This is a genomic window from Pantoea deleyi, from assembly GCF_022647325.1.
GTDB lineage: Bacteria > Pseudomonadota > Gammaproteobacteria > Enterobacterales > Enterobacteriaceae > Pantoea > Pantoea deleyi.
In genome coordinates, this window is record NZ_CP071405.1 from 2,915,462 (window position 1) to 2,941,374 (window position 25,913).

A 25,913-nucleotide genomic window follows, 5' to 3' on the forward strand; every position below is an offset into this window, starting at 1 on the left:
GCGGGAAATCATTATGGTCGCTGACCATAGCCGCCGCGGTTAAACAGGGCTTCAGCGAGGCGGGAAATTCACGCGCTCGCGATGCGGGGCTGTGGGGCTTACAGCCAGCCGGAGCGACGCAGCCTGGCCCAGAGTCCGCCACAGGCCACCAGCGTCAGTCCCACCGCCAGCGGATAGCCATACAGCGACTTCAGCTCCGGCATGTGCTCGAAGTTCATGCCGTACATGCTGAAGACCACCGTCGGGATCACCAGGATGGCGCCCCAGCCCGCCAGCTTTTTCACCACCTCATTCTGCTGCACCGTGACCAGTGCCAGATTGACCTGCATGGCGCTGGTCAGCATTTCACGCATATCCTCGGCATCCGTGACCACATGCCGGGCGTGATCCTGCACGTCGCGGATATAGGCGCGCAGCGGACGCGGGATCAGATCTTCATGCAGGTGGATCAGCTGATTACAGATCTCCTCCAGCGGCAGCGCGGCATTGCGCAGCGTCAGCAGATGGCGCCGCATGGTGTAGACCTGCTGCACCGACTGGCGGTCAAATTCGCTGGTAAAGAGTTCATTCTCCATCTGTCCGACCCGCTCATTCAGCGAGGTGGACAGTTCGGCATAGCGATCAACAATAAAATCGAGCAGACAGTAAAGCGGATAGGCCGGGCCATATTTCAGCAGCGCCGGATTTTCAGATGCCTGCTTTCGCACCGGCGTATAGCTTTCAGAGGCACCGTGACGGATGCTGATCAGAAAGTTTTTTCCGACAAAGAAATGGGTTTCGCCCATTTCACAGTTGTTATCCTTAACACATACGGTCTTGACCACGATAAACAGCGACTCGCCATAATGTTCGATTTTCGGTCGCTGGTGGGCATTCAGCGCGTCTTCAACCGCCAGTTCGTGCAGGCCGAACTCCTCTTTAATCTTCGCCATAAACTCCGCGTCGGGCTGCCACAGTCCGAGCCAGATAAACGCCTCCGGCTCTTTGATCACTTCGCTGATATCGTCGACCCCGACCTCTTCGCCCGCGCATCCCGGACGATACACCCTGCTGCTTACGATCATCATCTGCCTTCCCGTTTTATGACTACATGGAGCTTAGCCAATAGCGGGCCGGTAACCGCAGAAAAACCGTAAGGATTTGCTGCCGCGCTGTGCGATCAGCGGGTTACCACTTCAGCCCCAGGCCGGTGGAGAAGATGCCCTCGTTCAGGGTGTCCGGTATGCCGCTGACCAGATTGCGGTGATAGCCCAGATGCAGGGTAGACCAGGAGGTGAGGCTGTAGCGCAGGCCGACTTCCGCATCCAGCATAAAGACGCCATCGTCATCCAGCGAATGTCCTGCGTCGCCGTTGCTGTAGAGCGTGACCGACTTGCCCAGCAGATAGCGCTGGTAGTTCCAGCGCAGTGAACCACCGAAGTGCCGCTCATCCCTGTCTTCGCTGTAGCCATATTCAAACGCACCGGCCAGCACGGAGAGCGAGAACGCACTAAGTTCGGTATCCCACAGCTGATAACCCGGCCCGGTGCCGATTAACGCCTGGCGTGAGAGATTTTCTACCCAGTCGCGCTTGTAGGTCGCGCGGGCCTGCCAGAAAAACTGCTCCCTGAAGAGATAGTCAACGGCGTAGCGCAGGCTGTAGTTGTCCGTGTTGACGCTCTCATTTTCCTGCTCCCGATTGTAGGTCGCGCCGATATCCTGCCGCCATTTTCCCTGATTCAGTTTGGTGTTAAGCGCAAAACTGTAGTCGTCGGTTTTGGTCGAGGCTTTTTTGACTTTCACACCAGCATCCACGTTGCCGCTCCAGGCGAGCCGATCGCTGCGCACTTTGGCCTTCATAAACTCATCAATACGCTTGATCGAAACCTGCTGCTCCTGCTCATTACGCTCCACCCAGACATAGCCGGGGTCAGATGAAGAGAGGCGGACCTGATAGTGCTCGCCGGTCTGTTTGTTTTCGACATTCACCGGATTATCGCTGGCGAGTGTACTGACCGCTTTCCAGTCGAGGGTGACCGTGCCCGCATAGGCGGTCTCTATCGCCAGCCTGCCATCACTGAGGTAACGGATAGTGCCCGACAGCCGATCGCCATTATTCAGCCAGACGGTATCGGCGGCGGCCTGCTGCGCTCCTCCGGCAAAGCAGCCGACCACCAGCAGCGAGGTAAACGAGATAACACAACGCATAGCTTTCCCTGTAAAAGCGCCCCCCGGTGCGGGCAACGCGGCACGGCAGATTCGAAGCTGACAATTAAGCGGATTACGGGAGGATATGCAATCTGTCCGATGCTATGAGAGGTCGTGCAGCGCTTTGCCCAGCGGCGGGCCCAGCTGGAAGTCGCTGAAGCGGATCGCCAGTCCCTCGCGTTCTGGCGAACAGCCCATGACGCCGACAAAACGTCGCGCCTGGCCCGGCCATGAACAGAGTCGCAACAGCGGCCAGGTCACGCCATCGCTGGAGTACTGGATCCTCAAGGCCGAATTGACCAGCGTCGCGCGCAGCCAGAACTGGCGCGCATCGCCGGGAAACACCCCGGTGGACCAGTCGGAAAACGCACGCGTAACGACGCAGCCGATGGCCGGTTGCGCATCGTTAAACTCAATGCCCGCTTTGACCCATTGCGTTTCGTTATCCTGAATAAACAGACCCGCCTGATCGTAGAGCTGGCTGAAGTCCGCCCTCACCTGCACCTGCACGGTAAAATCACCGTCGACATGAAAGCCAAAGGCGTGGCCGCTGTGCCGTTCGAAACCGTACCAGGTACGCTGCCAGAAATCGCTGTTCAGTGCCGTTTCAAACCGCAGGACATCGCCATCCAGACTGTGAACGGGCGGCTGATTAATCCAGACACCGCCTTCAGACATGATTGAACTGACCATCATCAACACTCCTTTAAGTGAGCCAGGCGCTGCGCGTTCAGCCAGATCTGCCGCGACGCGACTGACCTGACGATCATAGCGTTGATTGTACAAAAGGCGTGAGATAAGCGCTGACTCGGGTGAGCCGCATAGCGCAGCCGGAATAACAGGGGAAGTTAACCGCTGTTCAGGCATTGCTGACGTTGCGTTGATCTTTCCCTCAGAAATAACCCAATGCCAATCAGATCCGACACACCCAAATATTTCATTTTGTTAATCGTCTGGCGGAAACCCCATTTAGCAACCAGGCTTGTTCTGTCTGAGAAATACAGCACTCATTAAATATAAGGATTAAGCCACCATGGTAGATAAATCAGAGATTTTAGATCACGCACAGGTTGTTGATGTGAATGGCGAACATGTCGGAATTGTTGACCATTTTGAAGGCGACGACAAAATTAAGCTGGCGAAAAGCGATCCTGAAGCGGGCGGTAAACACCACATTATTCCATTCAGCTGGGTCAAAGAAGTGGACGACAATAAAGTCATCCTTTCTAAAGCGAAAGCGGATGTTGAAAGCGAGTGGCAGTCTGCCTGATGTGAAAGCCGTGGCGCCTGCCACGGCTTATTTTTATCTGAAATCCCTTTCCCGCATTAATCTGTCTGAGTTCACTGACGTTATTTTAAATAGCGCCCGCTCAACGTATCCCGGCGTCCATTCATTGCAATTGGTCCTTTTCAGGCGCCGATATTTTCCGCCTGTGCAGAAGAATAGCAGTCAAAAACACCGTCAATCACTGGATAGTGTTCTGCGCCGGGCAGTTCAAAATGCCACCATTCGGTTGAGATGCTGGTAAAGCCGCCCCCCAGCATAATGGCATTCAGCATCAGCCGGTTGCGCTGAGCTTTGAGGGCCACAGCAGGATGATAAGGATGAGAGTGCTCACTCATCTCATCGAAGCCGGTGCCCATATCCACAATCGCGCCATGCTCGTCGATCAGCGTAACGTCGATCGCCGTGCCACGGCTGTGATTTGATCCGCGCGACAGCGGTACAACATAGTCCGGGTTCGGGCAGGCCTCCCAGAGAACGGCCTGGGCGGATGGCGGACGATACGCGTCCAGGACCAGTAATGTATAGCCAGCTACCCTGGCAATGCTGATACTTTTCGCCAGCGCATCAGCCGCTTCAGTGTGCAACAGACAACGCGCGTCGCGGTAGATCGGCCGGCCCGCAATGTTGTCGGCGGTGGCATATTTCAGATCGATGACCAGCTGCGGAAAGGCTTCCGCAATATCAACCAGATGTTTACTTTCCATGCGTCATGACGTCCTGTTTATAAGCTCCGGGGCGGGTTGGCCGGAGCGCGATGATGACAGAACCGCTATCATGGCATTGCGGCGAGCGGAAAAAAAGGTGTGACGATTTTCTGAGCCGGGAGGGTGTGGAATTTTATTTATCCGGAATGATTGATCACAATATTTATGCCTTCAGGGAGTGTGTGTCTGCGGTTAAGTGGCGCAGAGGAGAAAGGATGTCGCTTCTGAAGGGGGGAGCGGCAGATTAGATGATTTGATGTTGCGGGTACCGGTGAACGGTGACTGCAGGATACTGGGTATGGCAATATAAACGCAGCCAGACCGCTTTTCGAATCAGGGGTCGCAAGGGACATTTAAGCCGCCCGCCAGAAACAGCATAAATTGGCTGAGAATTGACAACGGGAGCATTTACAATGCAAATATGCATGATGGATTATGGCCGACTTTCCAGTGATGGAAAACGTGTAAAGCTAAACTGCTATGGTGTGGGCTCGTTCGATGTTTTGTCTGGCATTGAAAGATATATCAATAATCCAGATTGTTCGGACATTGAGAAGGCCGCAATTCCGCCAGGAACATACTGGATTGTAGACAGACCAGAAGGGAGCCTGCTGAACCGCGCCCGGGCAGAGTTGATAGATATGGCTCATATGTACCGAAATCATCACTCAGAGTGGTTTGGTTTATACAGTGCTAAAACCATGAGTGATTACGTTTTTGTTAATGGTGTAAAGCGCGGCAGCTTCAGGCTTCACCCACTTAATACCGACGGTTCTGGCGTATCATGGGGTTGCATCACTTTTTATCGCTCATCTGAATTCCAGACTTTACGCAATTCATTATTGCGGCGGAAAAAAGTCGTCGTACCGGGTAGTCATGGTTTATTAGCATATGGCCGCATTGATGTTCGTGGCATTCCTGATTTCACAAAGTGTGATGCACGATGAAAATACTGATATTTATTATAATTCTATCCGCTTCCTGGATTTTTATTCCTGAAGGATTCATCAAATCGCTGGTCGAAGGCCATATCAGTGGTGATGGAGAAAGCGCTATGGATAGTTTCGAATTGACCGTGATTCTCCTTAAGGCAGTTTTTTCTCTACTGCTGGCCTTTATTGGTGTCTGGCTTTATCGCAAAGCTGATCAGAGATAACTAAGAGACATTAAAGCAGCTCATCACCGACAGGCATTCAGAGGTACCTTCCGGGTCTGAACCCGCGGTGCCCTATGGTGCCGGTTGTCGCTAACTATAAGGTATTGGTGTTGGTCATTGAGCAGAAGACTCGTCTGGCTTGTGCTTTTCAAATGAGTGATAAGCAAGCCACAACGGCAAGCGTCGTCGATCTTAATACCGCGTGGTGCGCAGCACTAAAACGGCCAGGCATAGCGGATTTACGTTCTATCACTGTCGGCACATCTGGACGCTCTGGTTAGTTCAGATGTGCCATTCCACTGTGAGCGCTGCAGGAGACGGGCGTTCTCCTTCTGCCGCTTTATCTCAGAGAGTTCCACGCCGCCAGACTTCTTGCGCCCGGTGTAGAAAGTAACGGCTGAAATACCATGCTTACGGCAGAATTACCGGGCAGAAACCCCGACTGCGGCCACCCAGGAATCGCTTACTTAACTCATTCACAAGTTGCTGAAGTGTCTCTTTCTGATATTTATCCTTCTGCACAATGCTTTTTAGCTTGCGTATATCTTTCTGAGAAAAACCGCTGGCCAGAAGCTTTTCCTCAAAATCTGTCATCAGAGCATCCATCCATTAACATCAAAGCGCTCACCTGATAACGACATAATATCTTCAGTTAACAGGAAAAACGCAAAACCGATGATCACGCATAATTCCGCGGATGGATAACCTGGCTAATGTAAAACCAGATGAACTCGTAACAGGGAGAGATAATAATTAATGAAATTTTTAATATTATCAGCACCCACTTTCCCGTGTAAATCTGAAGGCTTTCCAGGCAAGATTCATGGGTATCACGAAATAGACGATAACAGCGCCCATTATCAGGACAATAGCATAGGATATCAGGCTTTCAGTATGTCCCTTCGCCAGACCATAAATGAAAACAGCGCTTAAAATTATCAGGCAAATGATGCCCGCCCAGAAACGTTTACTGAGTTCCTGAACAAGAGATTGCAGAGTATCGGATTGATTTTCATCTCTGGTAAGAATCGCTTTTAATTTCCCCACGTCTTTAGCTGAGAAACCATTCCTGAGAAGCCTTTGCTCATAATCGTTCATCTGATTCATCCTGAATGACGTTGCGACACGAGCGGAATATAGCACAGTGTAAGAGTCCCGTGCTAACCCGTCGCCGGACAGGCTAAAACGGATATAAATGGCCATTTTACAGCAGATAATTCATCTCAACAGCAAACCAGAATTTTACAGCGGGCGTCATCCCTCGCCTGATATGAACACCCGGATGTCGGTTAATCAGACGTTAATCTGACCGGGCTTCAGAAAAGTGTCTGAATAGCCGGATGATTGAGTTGACACATTATCTGGCCGCGAAAATTCGTTGACACGTTCAGCAGAGAGGTCAGTCAGATCGTAATATGAGAGAAAGTGAAAATTCAGGGATGGAGAACAGAGAGAAGAGAATCTGGCACGCCCTACAGGATTCGAACCTGTGACCTACGGCTTAGAAGGCCGGTGCTCTATCCAGCTGAGCTAAGGGCGCATGGAGATGGAACGGATTATACGTCCGGAAGCGGGTACGTCAACGTTTTTGCCGTTTCTGCGCAGCGAAGTGCTGCGGGATTAACCAATTCGCATCAATGACGCCTGCGCCATTCGCTGAGCGACACGACCTGACGGGTAGTGGCAGATTCTCCTTCCAGCTCAATCCCTTGCGGGGTGAAACGCGCATTGTACTGTTCGCGAAGGGCGTGCAGCTCCTGGCTGTCCGGCTCCAGCTGGCGCAGAAAGCCCAGCGCGAGCAGCAGTTGCTGGCGGCTGATAAGCGGCGAAAAACCGGCGCGACTGAGAATTCCATGCCAGCGCTGGCTGTTCTCCTCGCTGCCGTCCACAATCAGCACCTGCCAGATCAGCAGCACCGCCGCACCATTATGCAGATGCGTTTCATTATCGTGGCTGAGATAGTCGGTAAACTCTTTCGCCGCCTCTTTGCCCATCATCGCGGTCATCGACTCCACCTGAACCGGTGGCAGCTGCAGCCGTTTGCTGAGCCGCTGCACGGCGTGACGAGAGCCCGCGGTGAGCAGCTGAAATCCGGCGACAAACACTACCGCCAGCGTGGCAAACATTATCCAGATCATTACATCGTCCCCTGATAGTCCTGCCGATATCATACGCATGCAGGCAGCCACTCGTCGCGATGAAAAGTCGGAAAGCACATACGTGGCTGAAACTGTGACTGACAGCAGCCCCCGCTTCTGACAAAATAGCCCCCTTCCCCGATTCAACACAACACAGTGGATTTCCTCTCTGATGGCAGCAAAAATTATTGACGGTAAAACGATTGCGCAGCAGGTGCGCGTTGAGGTTGCGGAAAAAGTGAAGCAGCGTCTGGCGGCCGGAAAACGTGCACCGGGTCTGGCTGTGGTGCTGGTGGGTGAAAACCCGGCCTCGCAAATCTACGTGGCCAGCAAACGCCGCGCCTGTGAAGAGGTGGGTTTCCATTCCCGCTCTTACGATCTGCCCGCCGCAACCCGCGAAGCTGAGCTGCTGGATCTGATTGATACACTCAATCAGGACGATGAGATCGATGGCATCCTGGTTCAGCTCCCGCTGCCCGCCGGTATCGATAACGTCAAAGTGCTGGAACGCATCACGCCAGATAAAGATGTCGACGGATTCCATCCCTACAACGTCGGCCGTCTGTGTCAGCGTGCGCCGACCCTGCGTCCCTGCACGCCGCGCGGGATCGTCACGCTGCTGGAGCGCTACAACATCGACACCTATGGCCTGAACGCTGTGGTGGTCGGGGCATCTAATATCGTGGGTCGTCCGATGAGCATGGAGCTGCTGCTGGCAGGCTGCACCACCACCGTGACGCACCGCTTTACCAAAGATCTGCGCCATCACGTTGAGCATGCCGACCTGCTGGTGGTCGCGGTCGGTAAACCGGGCTTTATTCCGGGTGAGTGGATCAAACCCGGCGCTATCGTTATCGACGTCGGCATTAACCGGCTGGAGAGCGGCAAGGTCGTGGGCGATGTCGAATTCAACAGTGCATCTGAGCGCGCATCCTATATTACCCCGGTGCCGGGCGGCGTTGGCCCGATGACGGTGGCTACCCTGATCCAGAACACGCTGCAGGCGTGTGAAGAGTTTCACGATAAAGAGGTTGTTTAAATGGCAAGTTTTTCACTGGGAAAATTCCCGCATGTCGATCTGTGTGACCTGCTGAAGCTGGAAGGCTGGGTTCAGAGCGGTGCACAGGCTAAGATCGTGATTGCCGAGGGCGAAGTGAAGGTCGATGGTGCGGTCGAAACCCGCAAGCGCTGCAAAATCGTGGCCGGCCAGACCGTCGAGTTCTCCGGTTTCCGCACCACAGTCGTTGAGTGATGCGCGGGCGTTCCTGCGGGAACGCCGTTGCGTCAGCCCGGCGCGTTTGCGCGGTATCAGCCCGCCAGCACGTTACGAGAACAGAGGCGACCTGCCCGTTGGTCGCAAAAAAAGGGCGATGGCTCGCCCTTTCTGCTTTATTTCCGACGCCAGCTCGAGCCCTGTGGCCCATCCTCGACAATCACGCCCAGCGCGTTGAGCTTGTCGCGGGCGATATCTGCATCCGCCCAGTTTTTGGCGGCACGGGCATCGGCACGGGCCTTCACCCAATGCTCAATCTCGGCAACCTCTTCGTCATTCACCTGCGCGCCACTCTGCAGGAACAGCTCAGGATCCTGCTGCAGAATGCCCAGCACGTTGGCCATCTCGCGCAGCTTCGACGCCAGCGCATCGGCCGATGCACCCTCTTCGCTTTTCAGGCGGTTAACCTCACGCGCCATGTCGAACAGCACCGAGTAGGCTTCCGGGGTATTGAAATCGTCATCCATCGCCGCGCGGAATCGCGCTTCAAACGCTTCACCCCCGCTGGCCGGGACGCTGCTGTCCGTATGACGCAACGCCGTGTAGAGACGCTCCAGCGCCGCACGCGCCTGATTCAGGTTATCTTCGCCATAGTTGAGCTGGCTGCGATAGTGACCGGACATCAGGAAGTAACGCACCGTCTCCGCATCATAATGCTGCAGCACGTCACGTACGGTGAAGAAGTTGCCGAGCGATTTGGACATCTTCTCGCGATCGACCATCACCATTCCGGAGTGCATCCAGTAATTGACGTAAGGACCATCATGCGCGCAGCTCGACTGGGCGATTTCGTTTTCATGATGCGGGAACATCAGATCGGAGCCGCCGCCGTGAATATCGAAATGGCTGCCCAGCTGTTTGCAGTTCATCGCCGAGCACTCGATGTGCCAGCCCGGACGCCCATTGCCCCACGGTGAGGGCCAGGCCGGCTCATCCGCTTTGGACATTTTCCACAGCACGAAATCCATCGGATTCCGCTTCACATCGGCCACTTCGACCCGTGCGCCCGCCTGCAGCTGTTCCAGATCCTGACGCGACAGCGCGCCGTAGTCGGTGTCGCTGAGGACATCAAACATTACGTCGCCATTTTCCGCGACATAGGCGTGTCCGCGTGCGATCAGCGTTTCGACCAGCGCAATGATCTCCGCGATATGGCGGGTCGCGCGTGGCTCCTGATCGGGTGGCAGGATCCCCAGGGCGGCAAAATCGTTATGCATTTCGCCAATCATACGATTGGTCAGGGTTTCGATGCTTTCGCCATTTTCATTGGCACGTTTGATGATCTTGTCATCAATGTCCGTAATATTACGCACATAGCTAAGCTCATACCCGAGGTAGCGCAGATAGCGCGACACCACATCAAACGCCACGAACGTCCGCCCATGACCAATGTGACAGAGGTCATACACCGTGATGCCGCAAACATACATCCCGATTTTACCGGCATGAATGGGTTTGAATTCCTCTTTCTGTCGACTCAGGGTGTTATAAATCTTAAGCATTGAACGGTTCCGTTTTCGCGTGTGGTTGACACTTTTAAGTATCCAGACATTGTGCCGTATTTTTATCGCTCGCGCGACGCAAAGCAAGCCAACTGCGCCGCGCTGCTGACGCGTCATCGGAAATTATGATATAAGAACCGTCGACTAAAAGGGGTACGCCAGATAACAGAGCGACCTCAGCTACTGATCACAACCTTTACAGGACAACAAAAATGGTAACTTTCCAGACGAACCATGGCGATATCGTAATCAAAACTTTCGATGATAAAGCGCCGGCCACCGTACAGAACTTCCTGGATTACTGCCGTGAAGGTTTTTACGACAACACTATTTTCCACCGTGTCATCAACGGCTTTATGATCCAGGGCGGCGGTTTCGAACCCGGCATGAAGCAGAAAGAAACCAAAGCTGAAATCAAAAACGAAGCGAACAACGGCCTGAAAAACACCAAAGGTACGCTGGCTATGGCGCGTACCTCTGCGCCGCACTCTGCGACCGCACAGTTCTTCATCAACGTCGCTGACAACGACTTCCTGAACTTCCGTGATGAAAGCGTTCAGGGCTGGGGCTACTGCGTGTTTGCAGAAGTGGTTGAAGGCATGGATGTGGTAGAGAAGATCAAAGCCGTCTCTACCGGCCGCAGCGGTATGCACCAGGATGTGCCAAAAGATGACGTCGTTATCCAGAAAGTGACCGTCAGCGAGTAATGTCGCGCACGCTGTTTATCGCAGATCTCCATCTGTGTCAGGAAGAACCGGCGATTACCGCCGGTTTTCTGCATTTTTTAGCGCGCGAAGCTCCTCACTGCGACGCGCTCTATATTCTCGGCGATCTGTTTGAAGCCTGGATAGGCGATGACGATCCCAATCCGCTGCATCAGCAGGTTGCCGATGCCCTGCGCGCCCTGCCGGTGCCGGTTTACTTTATTCATGGCAACCGCGATTTCCTGCTGGGCCGCCGCTTTGCACGGGCCAGCAACATGACGCTGCTGCCGGAAGAGCAGGTCTTGACGCTCTACGGTCAGCGCGTACTGATCATGCACGGTGATACGCTCTGCACGGACGACGCGGGGTATCTGCGCTTTCGCGCCAAAGTACATAATCCCTGGATCCAGCGGCTCTTTCTGGCGCTGCCTCTGCGGATCCGCAAGCGGATTGCCGCGCGGATGCGGGCCGACAGCAAACAGGCTAACCAGCACAAATCTCAGAGCATCATGGATGTGAACCCGGATGCGGTCGTCGCAACCCTGCAGCGCCACCAGGTGCCGCTGCTGATCCATGGCCACACTCACCGCCCGGCAATTCATACGCTGGAAGTGCAGGGCGAAACGGCACAGCGCGCGGTACTGGGTGCCTGGCACGAACGGGGTTCCATGATTCAGCTCGACGCCAGTGGCATTCAGCTCACTGAATTTGACTTCTGATCGGCCGTCAAACCGACGGCATTAAGCGTGACGCAACCGTTTTCCTTCCGCGTCTGTCATGCTATTCTCGGTGCCCTTCAAAACCTGTCCGCCCGGCCAGGTCTGTTTGTTCATCCACAGGAGTTGACCGCATGTCATCCAACGCCCCGGCTCGCATCGCCATTGTTATGGGTTCCAGAAGTGACTGGGCCACCATGCAGTTCGCCGCTGACATTCTTACCAGCCTGGACGTCCCTTTTCATGTTGAAGTGGTCTCTGCGCACCGCACCCCGGATAAACTGTTCAGCTTCGCCGAAACCGCGGCGGACAACGGTTTTCAGGTGATTATCGCGGGTGCAGGTGGCGCAGCCCATCTGCCGGGGATGCTGGCAGCCAAAACCCTGGTGCCGGTGCTGGGTGTACCGGTGCAGAGCGCGGCGCTGAGCGGCGTCGATAGTCTCTACTCGATCGTGCAGATGCCGCGCGGTATTCCGGTTGGCACGCTGGCGATCGGTAAAGCCGGTGCCGCCAATGCCGCCCTGCTGGCGGCGCAGATTCTGGCGCTGCATGACAGCGCGCTGGCCTCACGTCTCGACACCTGGCGTCAGAGCCAGACCGATGAGGTGCTTAACCACCCCGATCCGCGGGAGGAAGCATGAAGCCGGTTTGCGTACTGGGCAACGGCCAGTTAGGTCGTATGTTGCGCCAGGCGGGTGAACCTCTGGGCATCGCCGTTTATCCGGTAGGTCTGGACGCCGATCCTGCCGCCCTGCCGATCGCCGACAGCGTGATCACCGCCGAGATCGAACGCTGGCCGGAGACCGCGCTGACGCGCGAGCTGGCCAGCCATCCGGCCTTTGTTAACCGCGATATTTTTCCACGTCTGGCCGATCGTCTGACGCAGAAGCAGCTGCTGGACGAGCTTGGCCTGGCCACTGCGCCCTGGCAGTTGCTGTCGGACAAAAGCGAATGGCCGGCGGTGTTTGACACCCTGGGCGAGCTGGCGATTGTGAAAAGCCGCACTGGCGGCTACGACGGACGCGGTCAGTGGCGTCTGCGCGCCGGTGATACGGATCAGTTGCCGGATGCCTGCTATGGCGAATGCATCGTTGAACAGGGCATCAACTTTTCCGGTGAAGTCTCGCTGGTGGGTGCGCGCGGTCACGATGGCAACGTCGTGTTCTATCCGCTGACGCATAACCTGCATCAGGAGGGCATTCTGCGTACCAGCGTCGCCCTGCCTCAGGCCGATCGGGCACAGCAGCAGCAGGCTGAAGCGATGCTGAGTGCGATTATGCATGCGCTGAACTATGTTGGCGTTATGGCGATGGAGTGCTTTATCACGCCTGACGGACTGCTGATCAATGAGCTGGCACCGCGTGTCCATAACAGTGGCCACTGGACGCAGAATGGCGCCTCGATCAGCCAGTTTGAGCTGCATCTGCGCGCCATTCTCAGTCTGCCGCTGCCGCAGCCGGTGGTCTTTGCGCCGTCGGTGATGGTCAACCTGATTGGTACCGATGTGAATCTCAGCTGGCTCCAGCAGCCGCTGGTGCATCTGCACTGGTATGACAAAGAGGTACGTCCGGGCCGTAAAGTGGGTCATCTCAATCTGACCGACGGCGACACAGAACGGCTTAAGGCGGCGCTGAACGCGCTGGTGCCGCAGCTGCCCGCTGAGTACGCCAGCGGTATTGCGTGGGCAGTTAAGACGCTCTGATCGCCCCGATCCGCCTCACAGGGCGGCCTGACCGGGCCGCTCAGCGTGATGGCAACGTTCTCTGTCAGTCAGGAGAACATCGCAAAGACGGCACCCTGCCGGCCACCGGTGATAACGCACCTCCTTCCTGAGGTGCGTCCCTTTCCGGAGTAATGCGCTGCGTTCCATCCTTCCCGCAGGACGCCTGCATCCGGTTTCACCCTGCTAATCGCCAGAGCGGTAACGAGCGGGCTGTCTCGCCCTGAACCCGGCCGCTACGCCGCATCAAACTTCCTGAACAGAGCTTTTCCTTTCAGTAACCGGATTCCCAGCCAGCCGCCGCAGAGGGATAACAGCAGCGCGCCGCACAACGGCAGCGCCAGCCAGAGCGTCCAGTCGGGCTGCCACGGGAAGTCAAAGATTCGGGTCTGTAATCCCCACAGCGCCGCTTCTGCTCCCATCGCCGCCGCAACGCCGGAGACCACGCCGAGCAGAGCAAACTCGTACCACAGCGTCGTGCGCAGCAGGCGTTTACCGGCCCCCAGCGTGCGATAGACGACCAGCTCCTGCCGACGCTGACGCATCCCGACCTGAATCTGCGCCAGCAGCAGCAGCAGACCGCAGGCGGTGACCAGCACCACCATGATCTCCAGTGCCTGGCTGACCTGCGTCAGCACCTGACCGATCTGCCGCATAATGCTGCCGATATCCAGCAGACTCAGCGTCGGAAAGGCGCGGTTCAGCTGGGCCAGCAGCGCCGGATCGGCTGCCATCCGGAAGCTGGTGAGCCAGGTCTGCGGCTGGCTGTCCAGCGCCCCCGGCGGGAAAATAAAGAAGAAGTTCGGCTTCAGGCTCTCCCAGTCCACTTTACGCAGGCTGGAGATGCGGGCAGTAAAGGTCTGCGTATCGCCTTCGAACGTCAGGGTATCACCGAGCTTCACACCCAGCCGCTCTGCCAGTTCCACCTCCATCGACACCTCTCCCGCCCCCGGTGGCCAGTGACCGGCCACCAGCGGATTGTGATCCGGACGCTCGGCCAGCGCCGTCAGGTTAAGTTCGCGGTTCAGCGCACTATCCCGCTCAGGATCGGCCGGTTTACCGTTAAGCTCACTGAGCCGCACCCGTGCAATCGGATAGAAGGTTTCGGGCTTAATCTGGTGCGCCTGCAGGAAATCCCGCACCTGCGGCACCTGATCCGCACTGATGTTCAGCAGGAAGAAGTTCGGGCTGTCTGCCGGTAACTGCTGCTGCCAGCGATCCAGCAGATCGCCCCGCATCACCAGCAGCAGGGCCAGCAGCATAAACGAGAGCGAAAAGGCCGCGAGCTGGCTTAGCGTCATGCCGGGCTGGCGCAGCAGCCGGTTGATCGCCAGCCGCAGGGCCAGCCTGCGCACCACCAGCCGCCGAAGCAGCAGCAGCGTGCCCCAGCCAGTGATAGCCAGTAAGCCCGCCAGCACCACCACACCTGCCAGCAGCGCCCAGAGCATCTTACTGCCGCCCACCAGCAGCGCTAACAGCGTGATGACAACGGCGGCCATCACCGGAATGTAGAACTTCAGCGGCCAGAGGCTGGCTACCGCATCGCGCCGCAGCACCCGCAGCGGCTGCGTCGCCAGCAGCAGACGATAGGGACGCAGCCCCACCAGCAGCGAAATCACAAACAGCGAGCCTACGGCCCAGACCCACGGCCAGAGGCTGGCCGCCGGTAAGCGGGCGGGCAGCACCGGTTTCAGCATCGTCATCAGAATCGCTTCCACGCCCTGCCCGACCAGGCCACCGGCTATTGCCGCCAGCAGCAGCACCGCCAGCCACTGGCCGATAATCAGACGCTGCAAGGCGCCATGCGTCGCGCCCAAAGTTTTCAGCACCGCCACCAGATCGTAGCGGCTGCGACAGTAGTGACTCATGGCGACCGCCACGGCCGCAATCGCCAGCATCAGGGTCAGCAAGGCCGACAGCAGCAGGAACTGCTGCGCACGCTGCATCGAACGTCCCAGCGCATCCTCTGAGTTCCCGACGCTGATCCAGCGTTGATCGGCCGTGATCTGCGGTTCAATCCAGCGATCATAGCGGGCCAGCTGATCGGGATTGCCGGCGAATTTGTAGCGCCAGGTGATTCGACTGCCAGGCTGAATCGCGCCGGTTTTCGCGACATCCGCCTGGTTGATCAGCAGACGCGGCGCCATCTCAAACGGGTTAAAGCCGCCATCCGGCTCCTGGATCACCACGCCGCTGATGCGCAGCTGAGTGTCGCCGACTTCCAGCCTGTCGCCCACTTTCAGATTCAGCAGCGCCATCAGGCGCGGCGCGGCCAGGGCGGTGCCCGCCTGTGGCCTCAGACCCGGTGGCTCAGTCTGCAGCGTGCCGAACATCGGGTAAGCGTCATCGACCGCCTTAACGGAGGCGAGCTGCGGCGACTGGCCGGCAAAGGTCATGGTCATAAAGGTCAATTGACGGCTGACGGTCAGGCCGGTTTCACGCGCTTTCGCCAGCCAGGCTTCCGGTGCCGCCGCGCTACTGCGCAGCGTGCGGTCGCCCGCCATAAAATCACGGCTCTGCTGATTCAGCCCCTTTTCCATGCGATCGCTGATCGATCCCAGCGCCAGTACGCAGGCGACCGCCAGCGTCAGGGCCAGCCAGACAATCAGCAGCGAGGGCGATCGCCACTCCCGCCAGAACCAGCGCCAGATCATTGCTCCTCCCACAGTTTGCCATCACGCAGCCGCAGGCGACGGTCGCAGCGCGCCGCCAGCTGCTCGTCGTGCGTCACCAGAATCAGGGTCGTGGCGAAGTCACGGTTCAGGGAAAACAGCAGATCGGCGATGCGGTCACCGGTTTTACGATCGAGGTTGCCGGTCGGTTCGTCGGCAAACAGCAGACCCGGACGGCCACTGAAGGCGCGGGCCAGTGCGACCCGCTGCTGCTCCCCGCCTGAAAGCTGGGCGGGCAGGTGGTGCAGGCGTTCCCCCAGCCCGAGCAGCGTCAGCAACTCACGCGCCTGTTCCCGGCTCTGACGATCGCTGTCACCGCGCAGCAGCGAAGGCAGCTGCACGTTCTCCTGCGCATTCAGGGTCGGCACCAGCATAAAAGACTGAAACACAAAGCCGACCTGTTTTGCGCGCAGGGCCGCGCGCTGCTCCTCATTCATCCGGTGCAGCGGCTGCCCGAGCAGATGGACTTCCCCGCTGCTGCCGTCGTCCAGCCCGGCCAGAATCCCCAGCAGGGTAGACTTGCCGGAACCCGATTCGCCAATCAACGCAATGGTCTCGGCTGGTTTGACAACCAACTCAACTCCGGTAAGGATGGTTAACTGATGCTCTCCCTGACCGACGGACTTAGTAAGATGATGAACTTCAACAATGTTTTCCGCTGGCATTATCCCTTCCTGTTATTGATTCTTCTGCTGGTGTCGCGTCTGGCGGCTGCCGATACGCTGATGGTGCTGGGCGACAGCCTGAGCGCGGGCTATCGCATGTCTGCCACTGCAGCCTGGCCCAGCCTGCTTGATAAACAGTGGCAGCAGAAACCGAAAGTGGTCAACGCCAGCATCAGCGGTGACACGGCCGCACAGGGGCTGGCCCGTCTGCCTGCGCTATTAAAACAGCATCAGCCCCAGTGGGTGTTAATCGAACTGGGCGGTAATGATGGTCTGCGCGGCTTTCCGCCTGATACCATTGCGCAGACGCTGAGCAAGGCCATTGACGCTATCAAGGCCGCCAACGCGAAGCCGCTGCTGATGCAGATCCGCCTGCCTGCAAACTATGGCCGCCGCTATACCGAGGCGTTCAGCGGCATCTATCCCGGCTTAGCGCAGCAGCATAACATTCCTCTGGTGCCCTTCTTCATGGAGCAGGTCTACCTGAAACCCGAATGGATGCAGCAGGATGGCATTCATCCCAATCCCGATGCCCAGCCGTTTATCGCCGGGTTGATGGCCAGAGAACTGGCTCCCTTAGTTAAGCAGCCGTAGCGCGCCTGGATGCGCAAAAAGGGTAAAGAAATGCAAAAAACCATTCTGATTACAGGTTGTTCCAGCGGTATTGGCCTGGTTGCCGCGCAGGATTTGCTGGCACGGGGTTACCGGGTCATCGCCGCCTGCCGCAAAGCGGACGATGTCCTGCGCATGAACACGCTGGGGTTTACGGGCTTACAGCTGGATCTCGACGACCCGCAGAGTGTGGATCAGGCGGCGGATACCGTGCTCGCGCTCTGTGACAACCGTCTGGCGGCGCTGTTTAACAACGCCGGTTTTGGTCTCTATGGCCCGCTGCGGACGCTTTCCCGTCAGCAGCTGGAACAGCAGTTTTCCAGCAACTTCTTTGGCGTTCATCAGCTGACCCTGCGCCTCCTGCCGGCCCTGCAGGCCAGCGGCGATGGCCGCATTGTTAACACCAGTTCGGTGCTGGGACTGATCTCGACGCCTGGCCGTGGCGCCTATGCCGCCAGTAAGTATGCGCTGGAGGCCTGGAGCGATGCGCTGCGGCTTGAGGTGCGCAGCAGCGGGATTCGGGTCAGCCTGATTGAACCCGGTCCGATTGAGACCCGCTTTACTGACAACGTGACCCAGGGCGAACAGCATAATCCGGTGCGCAATCCCGGCATCGCAGCGCGCTTTACCCTGCCACCGGAGGCTATTCTGCCTAAACTGCGTCACGCACTCGAGAGCCCTCATCCGCGTTTACGCTATCCGGTGACAGTGGTCGCACATGTCATGAGCCTGCTGAAACGGTTACTGCCTGGCTGGATGCTGGATCGCATTTTGCGCAGCCACTGATTCACCGGGCGCAATTACGCTTGAAGCCGGGCCAGTTGGCCCCATATCCTTAGAACACTTTTTGCAAAGAGACTTATTCATGTCACCACAAGCTTCGATCGTCGACATCAACGAATCTAACCTGCAGCAGACCCTTGAGCAGTCGATGCAGCTGCCGGTGCTGTTCTACTTCTGGTCTGAGCGCAGCCAGCACTGTCTGGAGCTGACGCCGGTGCTGGAGCGCCTGGCGCAGGAGTACGCGGGACAGTTTATTCTTGCAAAACTGGATTGTGACAGAGAGCAACGGGTAGCGGCGCAGTTTGGTCTGCGATCCATCCCGACCGTCTATCTGTTCCAGGATGGTCAGCCGGTTGACGGCTTCCAGGGGCCGCAGCCGGAAGAGGCGATCCGCGCCCTGCTGGAAAAAGTCCTGCCGCGTGAAGAGGAGCTGAAGGCGCAGCAGGCGATGCTGCTGATGCAGGAAGGTAAACCGCTGGAGGCGCTGCCGCTGCTGAAAGAGGCGTGGCAGCTGAGCAATCAGGCCAGCGAGATCGGTTTCCTGCTGGCCGAGGTGCTGATTACGCTGAGCCGCAGCGATGAAGCGGAAGCGGTGCTGAAGGCAGTACCGCTTCAGGATCAGGACACCCGCTATCAGAGCCTGATGGCGCAGATCGATCTGCTGAAGCAGGCCGCAGACACGCCAGAGATTCAGCAACTGCAATCGGAGCTGGATGCGGATCCGACTAACGCCGGGCTGGCTGCTAAACTCTCGTTACAGCTGCATCAGGTTGGCCGGAACGAAGAAGCCCTGGAACTGCTGTTCAGCTTCCTGAAATCCGATCTCAATGCCGCTGATGGCCAGGCGCGTAAAATGCTGCAGGAGATTCTGGCGGCGCTGGGAACCGGCGATGCACTTGCCGCCCGTTATCGCCGTCAGCTCTACTCCCTGCTCTACTAACCGGCATCACCGCGGGCCGAAGCGACTCGGCCCGTCAATCTGACAATGTGGAGGTTATATGATTACAGTCATTCCCGCCCTGATTATTCTGGCGCTGGTGGCGGTCTGGGCGACCGTTAAAATTGTGCCGCAGGGCTTTCAGTGGACGGTTGAGCGTTTTGGCCGTTACACCCGCACCCTGACGCCAGGACTGAGCCTGGTGATCCCGTTCATGGATCGTGTCGGTCGTAAGATCAATATGATGGAACAGGTGCTGGATATCCCCTCTCAGGAGATTATCTCCAAAGATAACGCCAATGTGACCATCGATGCCGTCTGCTTCATCCAGGTGGTTGACCCGGCGCGCGCCGCCTATGAGGTCAGCAATCTTGAACAGGCGATCCTGAATCTCACCATGACCAATATGCGTACCGTGCTGGGCAGCATGGAGCTGGACGAGATGCTCTCTCAGCGTGACAGCATCAATACCCGGCTGCTGCATATTGTGGATGAGGCGACCAACCCGTGGGGCGTTAAGATCACCCGCATCGAAATCCGCGACGTGCGTCCGCCGCAGGAGCTGGTGGGAGCGATGAATGCACAGATGAAAGCGGAGCGAACCAAGCGCGCCGATATTCTGACGGCCGAAGGTGTGCGCCAGGCGGCGATCCTGCGGGCCGAAGGGGATAAGCAGTCGCAGATCCTCAAGGCCGAAGGTGAACGTACCTCGGCGTTCCTGCAGGCAGAAGCGCGTGAACGTCAGGCTGAGGCTGAAGCGAATGCCACGAAGATGGTTTCGGAAGCGATCGCGGCCGGCGATATTCAGGCCATCAACTACTTCGTGGCGCAGAAATACACCGATGCGCTGCAGAAAATCGGCGAGGCCAACAACAGTAAAGTGGTGATGATGCCGCTGGAGGCAAGCAGTCTGCTCGGTTCGATTGCGGGCATTGGTGAACTGCTGAAGGAATCACGCACTGAGTCGACACGCTGATGCTGGTCGGGATCATTGCGCATCCACACTGGTTCTGGCTGACGCTGGGCGGATTACTGCTGGCGGCGGAGATGCTGGGCACCAGCGGTTACCTCCTGTGGAGCGGGCTGGCCGCGCTGATCGTCGGCATCATTGAGTGGATCGTCCCGCTCAGCTGGACCACCCAGGGCTCGCTGTTTGCCGTACTGACGCTGGTCTGCGTTTTCCTGTGGTATCGCTGGATGCGCCAGCGTGAAACGCATCAGCCGTCCACAACCCTGAACGCGCGCGGCAGGCAGATGATCGGTCTGCAGCTCACCCTGGAGAGCGCGCTGCATAACCGCACCGGCCATGTGCGCGTCGGAGACAGCAGCTGGCGGGTGGAGGCGGAGCAGGATCTGCCCGCGGGTACGCCGGTCGTGGTGGTGTGCATAGAGGGGATCACCCTGCGTATTCAGCCCCGCTGATGCGCGCATCCGGCCAGACTGTTGATGATGGGGCACTCCGCTCCCTCATCGCCCGGACAGGCCTCCGCCAGCGCCAGCAGTCGCGCCCGCATCACATGCAGCTCTTCAATATGCGCCGCGATCTCATCCGCTTTCTGTAGCGTGCGGGCTTTCACATCCGCGCTGTGACGTGACGGATTGTTAAACAGCGCCACCAGCTCACGGCACTCATCCAGCGTAAAGCCGACCTGCCGCGCCTGGCGCAGCAGGTTCAGCTCATCAAGATGATGCGCGTTGTAGCTGCGGTAGCCATTTTCACTGCGTAACGGCGGGGTGACGACCCCCTTCTCTTCGTAAAAACGGATCGCCTTGCTGGTCAGTCCGGTCTTCTTCGCCACATCGCTGATGTTCATTCTGGTCCCCTTGACCTTCCCCTTGATGGAAGGTTTATGCTTAAGCATGAATCGAAACTGGCCTGCGGGTCAAATCTGCTAACCAGGGAGTTGATGATGTCACATACCCTTTCTCTGGCACTTGATGGCCTCTCCTGTGGTCACTGTGTCAAACGCGTTAAAGAGGCACTGGAACAGCGCGACGATGTTGATCACGCCGATGTCACCCAGCAGGAGGCGCATGTTTCCGGTCAGGCGGACGCCGCTGCGCTGATCGCCACCATCGAGCAGGCGGGATATCACGCCACGCTGAAACCGGCGGCTTCCCCAAAGCCTGAACCGTTGACAGCATCGGAGCCGCCGCCGGAGGCGCTGACAACGGAGTCCGCTTCTCATCCGGCAGACAACACACAGTCCACCCATATGCTGCTGATTGAGGGCATGAGCTGCGCCAGCTGCGTCAGTCGGGTGGAAAAGGCGCTGCAGCAGGTTACAGGCGTCAGCCAGGCGCGGGTCAACCTCGGCGAACGCAGCGCGCTGGTGCTGGGTCACGCCGACCCGCAGCAGCTGGTGGCCGCCGTCGATGCCGCGGGCTATGGTGCAGAGGTGGTGGATAACGAACAGGATCGCCGCGAAAAGCAGCAGCACAGCGCCCGCAGCGCGATGCGCCGGTTCAGCTGGCAGGCTGGGGTCGCGCTGGCGTTCGGCGTGCCGCTGATGATCTGGGGCATGGTGGGCGATAACATGATGCTCACCGACAGCAATCAGGGCCTCTGGCGCGGACTGGGAATGCTGACCCTGCTGATCATGGTGCTCACCGGCAGCCACTTCTATCGCAGCGCCTGGCGCAGTCTGCGCAATGGCAGCGCCACCATGGATACGCTGGTGGCGCTGGGTACAGGCGCCGCCTGGATCTACTCATTCAGCGTGGTGCTGTGGCCCGACTTTTTCCCGCCTCAGGCGCGCCATCTCTACTTCGAAGCCAGCGTGATGATTCTGGGTCTGATCAATCTGGGGCACGCCCTTGAGCAGCGCGCACGTCAGCGATCGTCTGAGGCGCTGGAGCGGCTGCTGGACCTGACGCCCGCCCAGGCGCGCCTGGTTGATCCCGGGGGTGACCGGATGATCCCGGTCAGCGCCGTAACGTCCGGCATGACGCTGCGCCTGGTCACCGGCGATCGGGTACCGGTTGATGGTGAAATCAGCACCGGTGAAGCCTGGTTTGATGAGGCGATGCTGACCGGCGAAGCGGTGCCGCAGACCAAAGGTTCGGGTGCGGCGATCTTTGCCGGTACCCTGGTGCAGGATGGATCGGTCACCTTCGTCGCCCGGGCGACCGGCAACGATACCACCCTCTCGCGCATTATCCGGCTGGTACGTCAGGCGCAAAGCAGCAAACCGGATGTGGGGCGGCTGGCCGACCGCATCTCTGCCGTATTCGTGCCCGTTGTGGTGCTGATCGCCCTGCTGAGCGGCGCGGTCTGGTATCTGTTCGGGCCGCAGCCGCAGATCGCCTACATGCTGGTGATTGCCACAACCGTACTGATTATCGCCTGCCCCTGCGCGCTGGGCCTGGCGACTCCCATGTCAATTATTGCCGGTGTAGGCCGCGCGGCCGAGCTGGGCGTGCTGGTGCGCGATGCAGACGCCCTGCAGCGTGCCAGCGAGATCGACACCCTGGTCTTTGATAAAACCGGCACGCTGACGGCAGGCACACCGCAGGTCAGTGAGGTGCTGACCTGGGGCGGAGCCCGCCGCGAAGACGTGCTGAACACGGCGGCGGCGCTGGAACTGACCTCGGGTCATCCGCTGGCGAAAGCCATCGTGGAGGCCGCAAAACAGCCCCACGCTCCCGGATTAACGCAATTTCGTACAATACGTGGCAAAGGGGTCAGCGGTACGCTGGATGGCAGAACGCTGCTGCTGGGCAACGTCGCGCTGCTGCAGGACAACGGCGTGGACTGCTGGGCGGCAGAAGCAGAGATAGCGCGCCTGACGCAACAGGGTGCCACGCCAGTCTTACTGGCCGAACAGGGTCAGCTCACTGGCCTGATGGCATTGCGCGATGCGCTGCGGCCAGAGAGCGGTGCGGCGCTGAAACGCCTGCATCAGCAGGGCTATCGCCTGATTATGCTGACCGGCGATCATGAGAAGACCGCGCGTGCTATTGCTGACGAAGCCGGAATCGATGAGGTGATTGCGGGGGTGCTGCCGGAAGGCAAAGCCAGGGCCATCGCGCAGTTACAGCAGCAGGGTCGTCGCGTCGCGATGGTGGGCGACGGCATCAACGATGCGCCAGCGCTGGCGCAGGCCGATGTGGGGATAGCGATGGGCGGCGGCAGTGATGTGGCGGTCGAAACCGCAGGCATTACGCTGATGCGCGCCGATCTTAACGGCGTGGCGGATGCGTTAGCCCTCTCTTCTGCCACGCTGCGCAATATCCGGCAGAACCTGTTTGGCGCATTTATCTATAACAGCATCGGTATTCCGGTGGCGGCCGGGGTGCTTTATCCGCTGACCGGTACCCTGCTCAGCCCGATTGTGGCGGGTGCCGCGATGGCGCTCTCCTCCATCACCGTGGTCAGCAATGCCAACCGGCTGCTGCGTTACCGGCCGCCGCGTCCGTAATCCCGTTTCAGCGCTGTTTTTCACGCGCTGAAGTCGCTAGCATGGGGTTTTGAATCGCTAAGGAACGGGAATGTCAGGCAACGTTTGGCGCTCACTGCGCGGCTTTTTCAGCCAACTTTTTCCCGCCAGTTATCGCTGGCCTGCGATGGATGTCCGGCTTGGCGATCGTCATCTGCATCTGGTTGGCAGCATCCATATGGGCACGCGCGATATGCAGCCGCTGCCCGCCCGCCTGCTGCGTCAGCTACAGCAGGCGGATGCACTGATTGTGGAAGCCGATATTACCCAGGGAGGCTCCCCCTTTGATCATCGCGGCGATCGTCCGGCGCTCTCTGCCCGTCTGGACAGCCATGCGATGCAGAGCCTGACCGCGCTGTGTCAGGAGATGAGTCTGGATCTGAGCCTGTTGGATCATCTGCCGGCCTGGCAGGTCGCGCTGATGCTGCAGGCTCAGCAGGCCCAGCGGCTGGGATTGCGTCCGGACTACGGCATCGATTATCAGCTTTTACAGGCGGCTAAGGGACTTAACAAGCCGGTGATTGAACTGGAAGGGGCCGATGCGCAGATCGCCCTGCTGACCGCGCTGCCGGATGATGGCATGGCGCTGTTGCAGGACACGCTGCAACACTGGCACACCAACGCGCGACTGCTGCAGATGATGGTGAGCTGGTGGCTGGATACGCCACCACGTCAGCCCGAAATCACCCTGCCTGCTACCTTCAGCCAGGCGCTGAACGAGACGCTGATCGGGCAGCGTAATGCGCAGTGGTGTCACCGGCTGCGGGCGCTGGCGGCGGGAAACTATGTGGTGGCGGTCGGTGCCCTGCACCTCTATGGTGAAGACAATCTGCCGGCGATGCTGAAGCGGCCCTGAAAAAAAGAGAGCCGATAACATTATCGGCCCGTCAAAGAGGAATTTGTTTATGATTCTGGTTATCGCTCAGCAATCGGATTGCTGGCGCGCGGCCAATTTTCACTCAAAGCACAAACTTTCGCCACCTTTTTCCCTGTTTAAGCGTAATAAGATTTTTCTGAGTAAGGAACCTGTATGACGCCCGCCGTAAAATTGCTGGAAAAACAGAAGGTCAGCTTCACGCTTCACCCTTATGAACATGACAGCAGCGAAACCCATTTTGGTGATGAAGCGGTCCGGAAACTGAATCTGGACGCGCGTCAGGTGTTTAAAACGCTGCTGGTGGCGCTGAATGGTGAGGCGAAACAGCTGGCCGTCGCGGTCACGCCGGTACCCACCCAGCTGGATCTGAAAAAGGTGGCGAAGGCGCTGGGCGCAAAAAAGGCTGAGATGGCCGATCCGCAACTGGCACAGCGGGTAACGGGCTATCTGGTGGGGGGGATCAGCCCGCTCGGCCAGAAAAAACGGCTGCCGACAGTGATCGATCACTCCGCCCGCGCATTCAACGCCATGTTTATCTCCGGCGGCAAACGCGGGCTGGATATCGAACTGGCACCTGAAGATCTGGCCCGCCTGCTGGATGCCCCCTTTGCCGATATCGCCCGCCACGACTAAACCCGGGGCTGAGCGCAGAGCTGGTCGATCATCCAGCGCCCCGCCGGGCCGGGTGGGGTGCGTCGTGACCAGACCACCTCCACCGCGATATGCTGCGGCCAGCCTGGCATCGACAGCTCCTTCAGGACGCCATGCCCGAACTGTTTCACCAGCCAGCGCGGCAGAATCGTCCAGCCAAACCCCTGCTCCGCCATCTCCAGCAGCAGCAGATAGGTTGGCGCTGACCAGATACGCCCGGTCGGCGCGGGTTCAGCGGCCTCCACCCAGGTGTTTAACCGCAGGTGCCGCACCCCTTCCAGTTCGCTTTCGCTGAGGGTGGTATGCCGCGCCAGTGGATGGTCGCGATGTAAAAAGACCGCCATCTGCGCCTCAACCTGCAGGCGTGCCACCGCGATATCCACCGGCAGAACAGGCTGCGCCCGCACCACGCCCAGATGGACCCGCCCGGCCTGCAGCAGATCCAGTACGTCGCCATCTTCAGCAATCATCACCTCCAGCTCAATCTCCGGATAGCGGGCATCAAACTGCCTGAGCAGCTGTTCGTGGTGATCGGTCTGCCAGAAATCGGACATGGCAAAACTGAGGCGCGGCTCGACGCCCTGCGACAGCCGTATGGCCAGCGCATCCAGCCGTTCACTCGCCGACAGGATCTGCTGGATCTGCGGGACGACGCGGCGCCCCTGCTCGGTGAGTATCGGCTGACGCCCCGCGCGATCAAACAGCGCAAAGCCGAGATCGTCTTCCAGACTGGCGACCGCCGCGCTGATGGTGGACTGGCTTTTACCCAGCGCGCGTGCCGCAGCGGAGAAGGATCCGCTCGCCACGGTCTGCATAAACGCCTCAAGGGATTCCGGGGAGTAACGCATTTAATCCATCGCTTTTTCCGATAGGTAGTCATTTTATCTTA

The 25,913-nt window shown here is 58.3% G+C and carries 29 protein-coding genes and 1 tRNA gene; 17 read left to right on the plus strand and 13 right to left on the minus strand.

Going from position 1 to position 25,913, the window contains the following annotated elements:
* Window positions 1–98 precede the first annotated feature (98 nt).
* The 3 genes from corA to J1C59_RS13795 all read right to left on the minus strand — a co-directional run bounded on the left by corA (window position 99) and on the right by J1C59_RS13795 (window position 2,886).
* Window positions 99–1,064, minus strand: coding sequence for a magnesium/cobalt transporter CorA (corA, locus tag J1C59_RS13785; protein ID WP_128084166.1), 966 nt, complete (start codon window positions 1,062–1,064; stop codon window positions 99–101).
* 103 nt (window positions 1,065–1,167) lie between these two features.
* Window positions 1,168–2,187, minus strand: a complete 1,020-nt coding sequence (locus J1C59_RS13790; protein WP_128084136.1) for a DUF481 domain-containing protein — start codon at window positions 2,185–2,187, stop codon at window positions 1,168–1,170.
* 102 nt (window positions 2,188–2,289) lie between these two features.
* Entirely contained in the window at window positions 2,290–2,886 is a 597-nt protein-coding gene (locus J1C59_RS13795; RefSeq protein WP_128084137.1) for a DUF1349 domain-containing protein, read from the minus strand.
* A 334-nt stretch (window positions 2,887–3,220) separates the two neighbouring features.
* Between J1C59_RS13795 and J1C59_RS13800 the strand changes: the two genes are divergently transcribed.
* Window positions 3,221–3,457 carry a DUF2171 domain-containing protein gene (locus J1C59_RS13800; protein ID WP_003854080.1) on the plus strand — a complete coding sequence of 79 codons (237 nt, stop codon included), beginning with the start codon at window positions 3,221–3,223 and terminating at the stop codon, window positions 3,455–3,457.
* Between the two features lie 140 nt (window positions 3,458–3,597).
* On the opposite strand, the gene ddpX is transcribed toward J1C59_RS13800, so the two are convergent.
* Window positions 3,598–4,179: a D-alanyl-D-alanine dipeptidase gene (ddpX, locus tag J1C59_RS13805; protein WP_128084138.1), complete on the minus strand. Its 582-nt coding sequence runs from the start codon at window positions 4,177–4,179 to the stop codon at window positions 3,598–3,600.
* Window positions 4,180–4,592: 413 nt separating this feature from the next.
* Here ddpX and J1C59_RS13810 point away from each other — a divergent pair, with 413 nt between their 5' ends.
* Entirely contained in the window at window positions 4,593–5,126 is a 534-nt protein-coding gene (locus J1C59_RS13810; RefSeq protein WP_128084139.1) for a DUF2778 domain-containing protein, read from the plus strand.
* On the plus strand, window positions 5,123–5,335 hold the full coding sequence (locus J1C59_RS13815; protein WP_128084140.1) for a hypothetical protein: 213 nt from the start codon (window positions 5,123–5,125) through the stop codon (window positions 5,333–5,335). The genes J1C59_RS13810 and J1C59_RS13815 overlap by 4 nt, the downstream gene beginning before the upstream one ends.
* A gap of 411 nt (window positions 5,336–5,746) precedes the next feature.
* Here the strand turns inward: J1C59_RS13815 and J1C59_RS13825 are convergent, their stop codons facing one another.
* From J1C59_RS13825 to J1C59_RS13840, 4 genes are all read right to left on the minus strand, one after another.
* Window positions 5,747–5,929 carry a hypothetical protein gene (locus J1C59_RS13825; RefSeq protein WP_128084141.1) on the minus strand — a complete coding sequence of 61 codons (183 nt, stop codon included), beginning with the start codon at window positions 5,927–5,929 and terminating at the stop codon, window positions 5,747–5,749.
* 180 nt (window positions 5,930–6,109) lie between these two features.
* On the minus strand, window positions 6,110–6,433 hold the full coding sequence (locus tag J1C59_RS13830; RefSeq protein ID WP_128084142.1) for a hypothetical protein: 324 nt from the start codon (window positions 6,431–6,433) through the stop codon (window positions 6,110–6,112).
* A 365-nt stretch (window positions 6,434–6,798) separates the two neighbouring features.
* Window positions 6,799–6,875, minus strand: a tRNA-Arg gene (locus J1C59_RS13835).
* 94 nt (window positions 6,876–6,969) lie between these two features.
* Window positions 6,970–7,473 (minus strand): DUF1198 family protein, encoded by a 504-nt coding sequence (locus J1C59_RS13840; RefSeq protein ID WP_128084143.1) that lies wholly within the window; start codon window positions 7,471–7,473, stop codon window positions 6,970–6,972.
* Window positions 7,474–7,645: 172 nt separating this feature from the next.
* On the opposite strand from J1C59_RS13840, the gene folD reads away from it, so the two are divergent.
* Both folD and ybcJ read left to right on the plus strand, forming a co-directional pair.
* The gene (gene folD / locus J1C59_RS13845) at window positions 7,646–8,512 is read left to right on the plus strand and encodes a bifunctional methylenetetrahydrofolate dehydrogenase/methenyltetrahydrofolate cyclohydrolase FolD (RefSeq protein WP_128084144.1); all 867 of its coding nucleotides are present in this window, start codon (window positions 7,646–7,648) and stop codon (window positions 8,510–8,512) included.
* The gene (gene ybcJ, locus J1C59_RS13850) at window positions 8,513–8,725 is read left to right on the plus strand and encodes a ribosome-associated protein YbcJ (RefSeq protein WP_128084145.1); all 213 of its coding nucleotides are present in this window, start codon (window positions 8,513–8,515) and stop codon (window positions 8,723–8,725) included.
* A 137-nt stretch (window positions 8,726–8,862) separates the two neighbouring features.
* Here ybcJ and cysS read toward each other — a convergent pair whose 3' ends face one another.
* Window positions 8,863–10,248 (minus strand): cysteine--tRNA ligase, encoded by a 1,386-nt coding sequence (gene cysS, locus J1C59_RS13855; RefSeq protein WP_128084146.1) that lies wholly within the window; start codon window positions 10,246–10,248, stop codon window positions 8,863–8,865.
* A 212-nt stretch (window positions 10,249–10,460) separates the two neighbouring features.
* Here cysS and ppiB point away from each other — a divergent pair, with 212 nt between their 5' ends.
* From ppiB to purK, 4 genes are all read left to right on the plus strand, one after another.
* Complete coding sequence (ppiB, locus tag J1C59_RS13860) at window positions 10,461–10,955, plus strand: peptidylprolyl isomerase B (protein WP_111138987.1); 495 nt, start codon at window positions 10,461–10,463, stop codon at window positions 10,953–10,955.
* Complete coding sequence (lpxH, locus tag J1C59_RS13865) at window positions 10,955–11,671, plus strand: UDP-2,3-diacylglucosamine diphosphatase (RefSeq protein WP_128084147.1); 717 nt, start codon at window positions 10,955–10,957, stop codon at window positions 11,669–11,671. The genes ppiB and lpxH overlap by 1 nt, the downstream gene beginning before the upstream one ends.
* Before the next feature lie 131 nt (window positions 11,672–11,802).
* Window positions 11,803–12,309 (plus strand): 5-(carboxyamino)imidazole ribonucleotide mutase, encoded by a 507-nt coding sequence (gene purE / locus J1C59_RS13870; RefSeq protein ID WP_111138985.1) that lies wholly within the window; start codon window positions 11,803–11,805, stop codon window positions 12,307–12,309.
* A complete protein-coding gene (gene purK / locus J1C59_RS13875) occupies window positions 12,306–13,370 on the plus strand; it encodes a 5-(carboxyamino)imidazole ribonucleotide synthase (protein ID WP_128084148.1) in 1,065 nt (354 codons plus the stop codon). Before purE ends, purK begins: the two co-directional genes overlap by 4 nt.
* 254 nt (window positions 13,371–13,624) lie before the next feature.
* On the opposite strand, the gene ybbP is transcribed toward purK, so the two are convergent.
* Together ybbP and ybbA are read right to left on the minus strand one after the other, a co-directional pair.
* Complete coding sequence (ybbP, locus tag J1C59_RS13880; RefSeq protein WP_128084149.1) at window positions 13,625–16,042, minus strand: putative ABC transporter permease subunit YbbP; 2,418 nt, start codon at window positions 16,040–16,042, stop codon at window positions 13,625–13,627.
* On the minus strand, window positions 16,039–16,725 hold the full coding sequence (gene ybbA, locus J1C59_RS13885; RefSeq protein ID WP_128084150.1) for a putative ABC transporter ATP-binding protein YbbA: 687 nt from the start codon (window positions 16,723–16,725) through the stop codon (window positions 16,039–16,041). Before ybbA ends, ybbP begins: the two co-directional genes overlap by 4 nt.
* Here ybbA and tesA point away from each other — a divergent pair.
* The 5 genes from tesA (at window position 16,693) to J1C59_RS13910 (ending at window position 20,479) form a co-directional block, all read left to right on the plus strand.
* Window positions 16,693–17,319 (plus strand): multifunctional acyl-CoA thioesterase I/protease I/lysophospholipase L1, encoded by a 627-nt coding sequence (gene tesA, locus J1C59_RS13890; RefSeq protein WP_208721866.1) that lies wholly within the window; start codon window positions 16,693–16,695, stop codon window positions 17,317–17,319. The genes ybbA and tesA overlap by 33 nt on opposite strands.
* A gap of 30 nt (window positions 17,320–17,349) precedes the next feature.
* A complete protein-coding gene (locus tag J1C59_RS13895; protein ID WP_128084152.1) occupies window positions 17,350–18,123 on the plus strand; it encodes an SDR family oxidoreductase in 774 nt (257 codons plus the stop codon).
* A gap of 79 nt (window positions 18,124–18,202) precedes the next feature.
* Entirely contained in the window at window positions 18,203–19,060 is an 858-nt protein-coding gene (locus J1C59_RS13900; protein ID WP_128084153.1) for a co-chaperone YbbN, read from the plus strand.
* A 58-nt stretch (window positions 19,061–19,118) separates the two neighbouring features.
* Window positions 19,119–20,033: an SPFH domain-containing protein gene (locus tag J1C59_RS13905; RefSeq protein ID WP_111138979.1), complete on the plus strand. Its 915-nt coding sequence runs from the start codon at window positions 19,119–19,121 to the stop codon at window positions 20,031–20,033.
* Complete coding sequence (locus tag J1C59_RS13910; RefSeq protein ID WP_128084154.1) at window positions 20,033–20,479, plus strand: NfeD family protein; 447 nt, start codon at window positions 20,033–20,035, stop codon at window positions 20,477–20,479. Before J1C59_RS13905 ends, J1C59_RS13910 begins: the two co-directional genes overlap by 1 nt.
* Here the strand turns inward: J1C59_RS13910 and cueR are convergent.
* Window positions 20,467–20,871: a Cu(I)-responsive transcriptional regulator gene (gene cueR, locus J1C59_RS13915; protein WP_128084155.1), complete on the minus strand. Its 405-nt coding sequence runs from the start codon at window positions 20,869–20,871 to the stop codon at window positions 20,467–20,469. The genes J1C59_RS13910 and cueR overlap by 13 nt on opposite strands.
* A gap of 96 nt (window positions 20,872–20,967) precedes the next feature.
* Here cueR and copA point away from each other — a divergent pair, with 96 nt between their 5' ends.
* The 3 genes from copA to ybaK all read left to right on the plus strand — a co-directional run bounded on the left by copA (window position 20,968) and on the right by ybaK (window position 25,006).
* Window positions 20,968–23,478 carry a copper-exporting P-type ATPase CopA gene (copA, locus tag J1C59_RS13920; RefSeq protein ID WP_140917135.1) on the plus strand — a complete coding sequence of 837 codons (2,511 nt, stop codon included), beginning with the start codon at window positions 20,968–20,970 and terminating at the stop codon, window positions 23,476–23,478.
* Between the two features lie 70 nt (window positions 23,479–23,548).
* Window positions 23,549–24,352, plus strand: a complete 804-nt coding sequence (locus tag J1C59_RS13925) for a TraB/GumN family protein (RefSeq protein ID WP_128084156.1) — start codon at window positions 23,549–23,551, stop codon at window positions 24,350–24,352.
* A gap of 174 nt (window positions 24,353–24,526) precedes the next feature.
* Window positions 24,527–25,006: a Cys-tRNA(Pro)/Cys-tRNA(Cys) deacylase YbaK gene (gene ybaK / locus J1C59_RS13930; protein WP_140917134.1), complete on the plus strand. Its 480-nt coding sequence runs from the start codon at window positions 24,527–24,529 to the stop codon at window positions 25,004–25,006.
* On the opposite strand, the gene J1C59_RS13935 is transcribed toward ybaK, so the two are convergent.
* The gene (locus J1C59_RS13935; protein WP_128084157.1) at window positions 25,003–25,872 is read right to left on the minus strand and encodes a LysR family transcriptional regulator; all 870 of its coding nucleotides are present in this window, start codon (window positions 25,870–25,872) and stop codon (window positions 25,003–25,005) included. The two genes, ybaK and J1C59_RS13935, sit on opposite strands and share 4 nt — an antisense overlap.
* Between the last annotated feature and the right edge of the window lie 41 nt (window positions 25,873–25,913).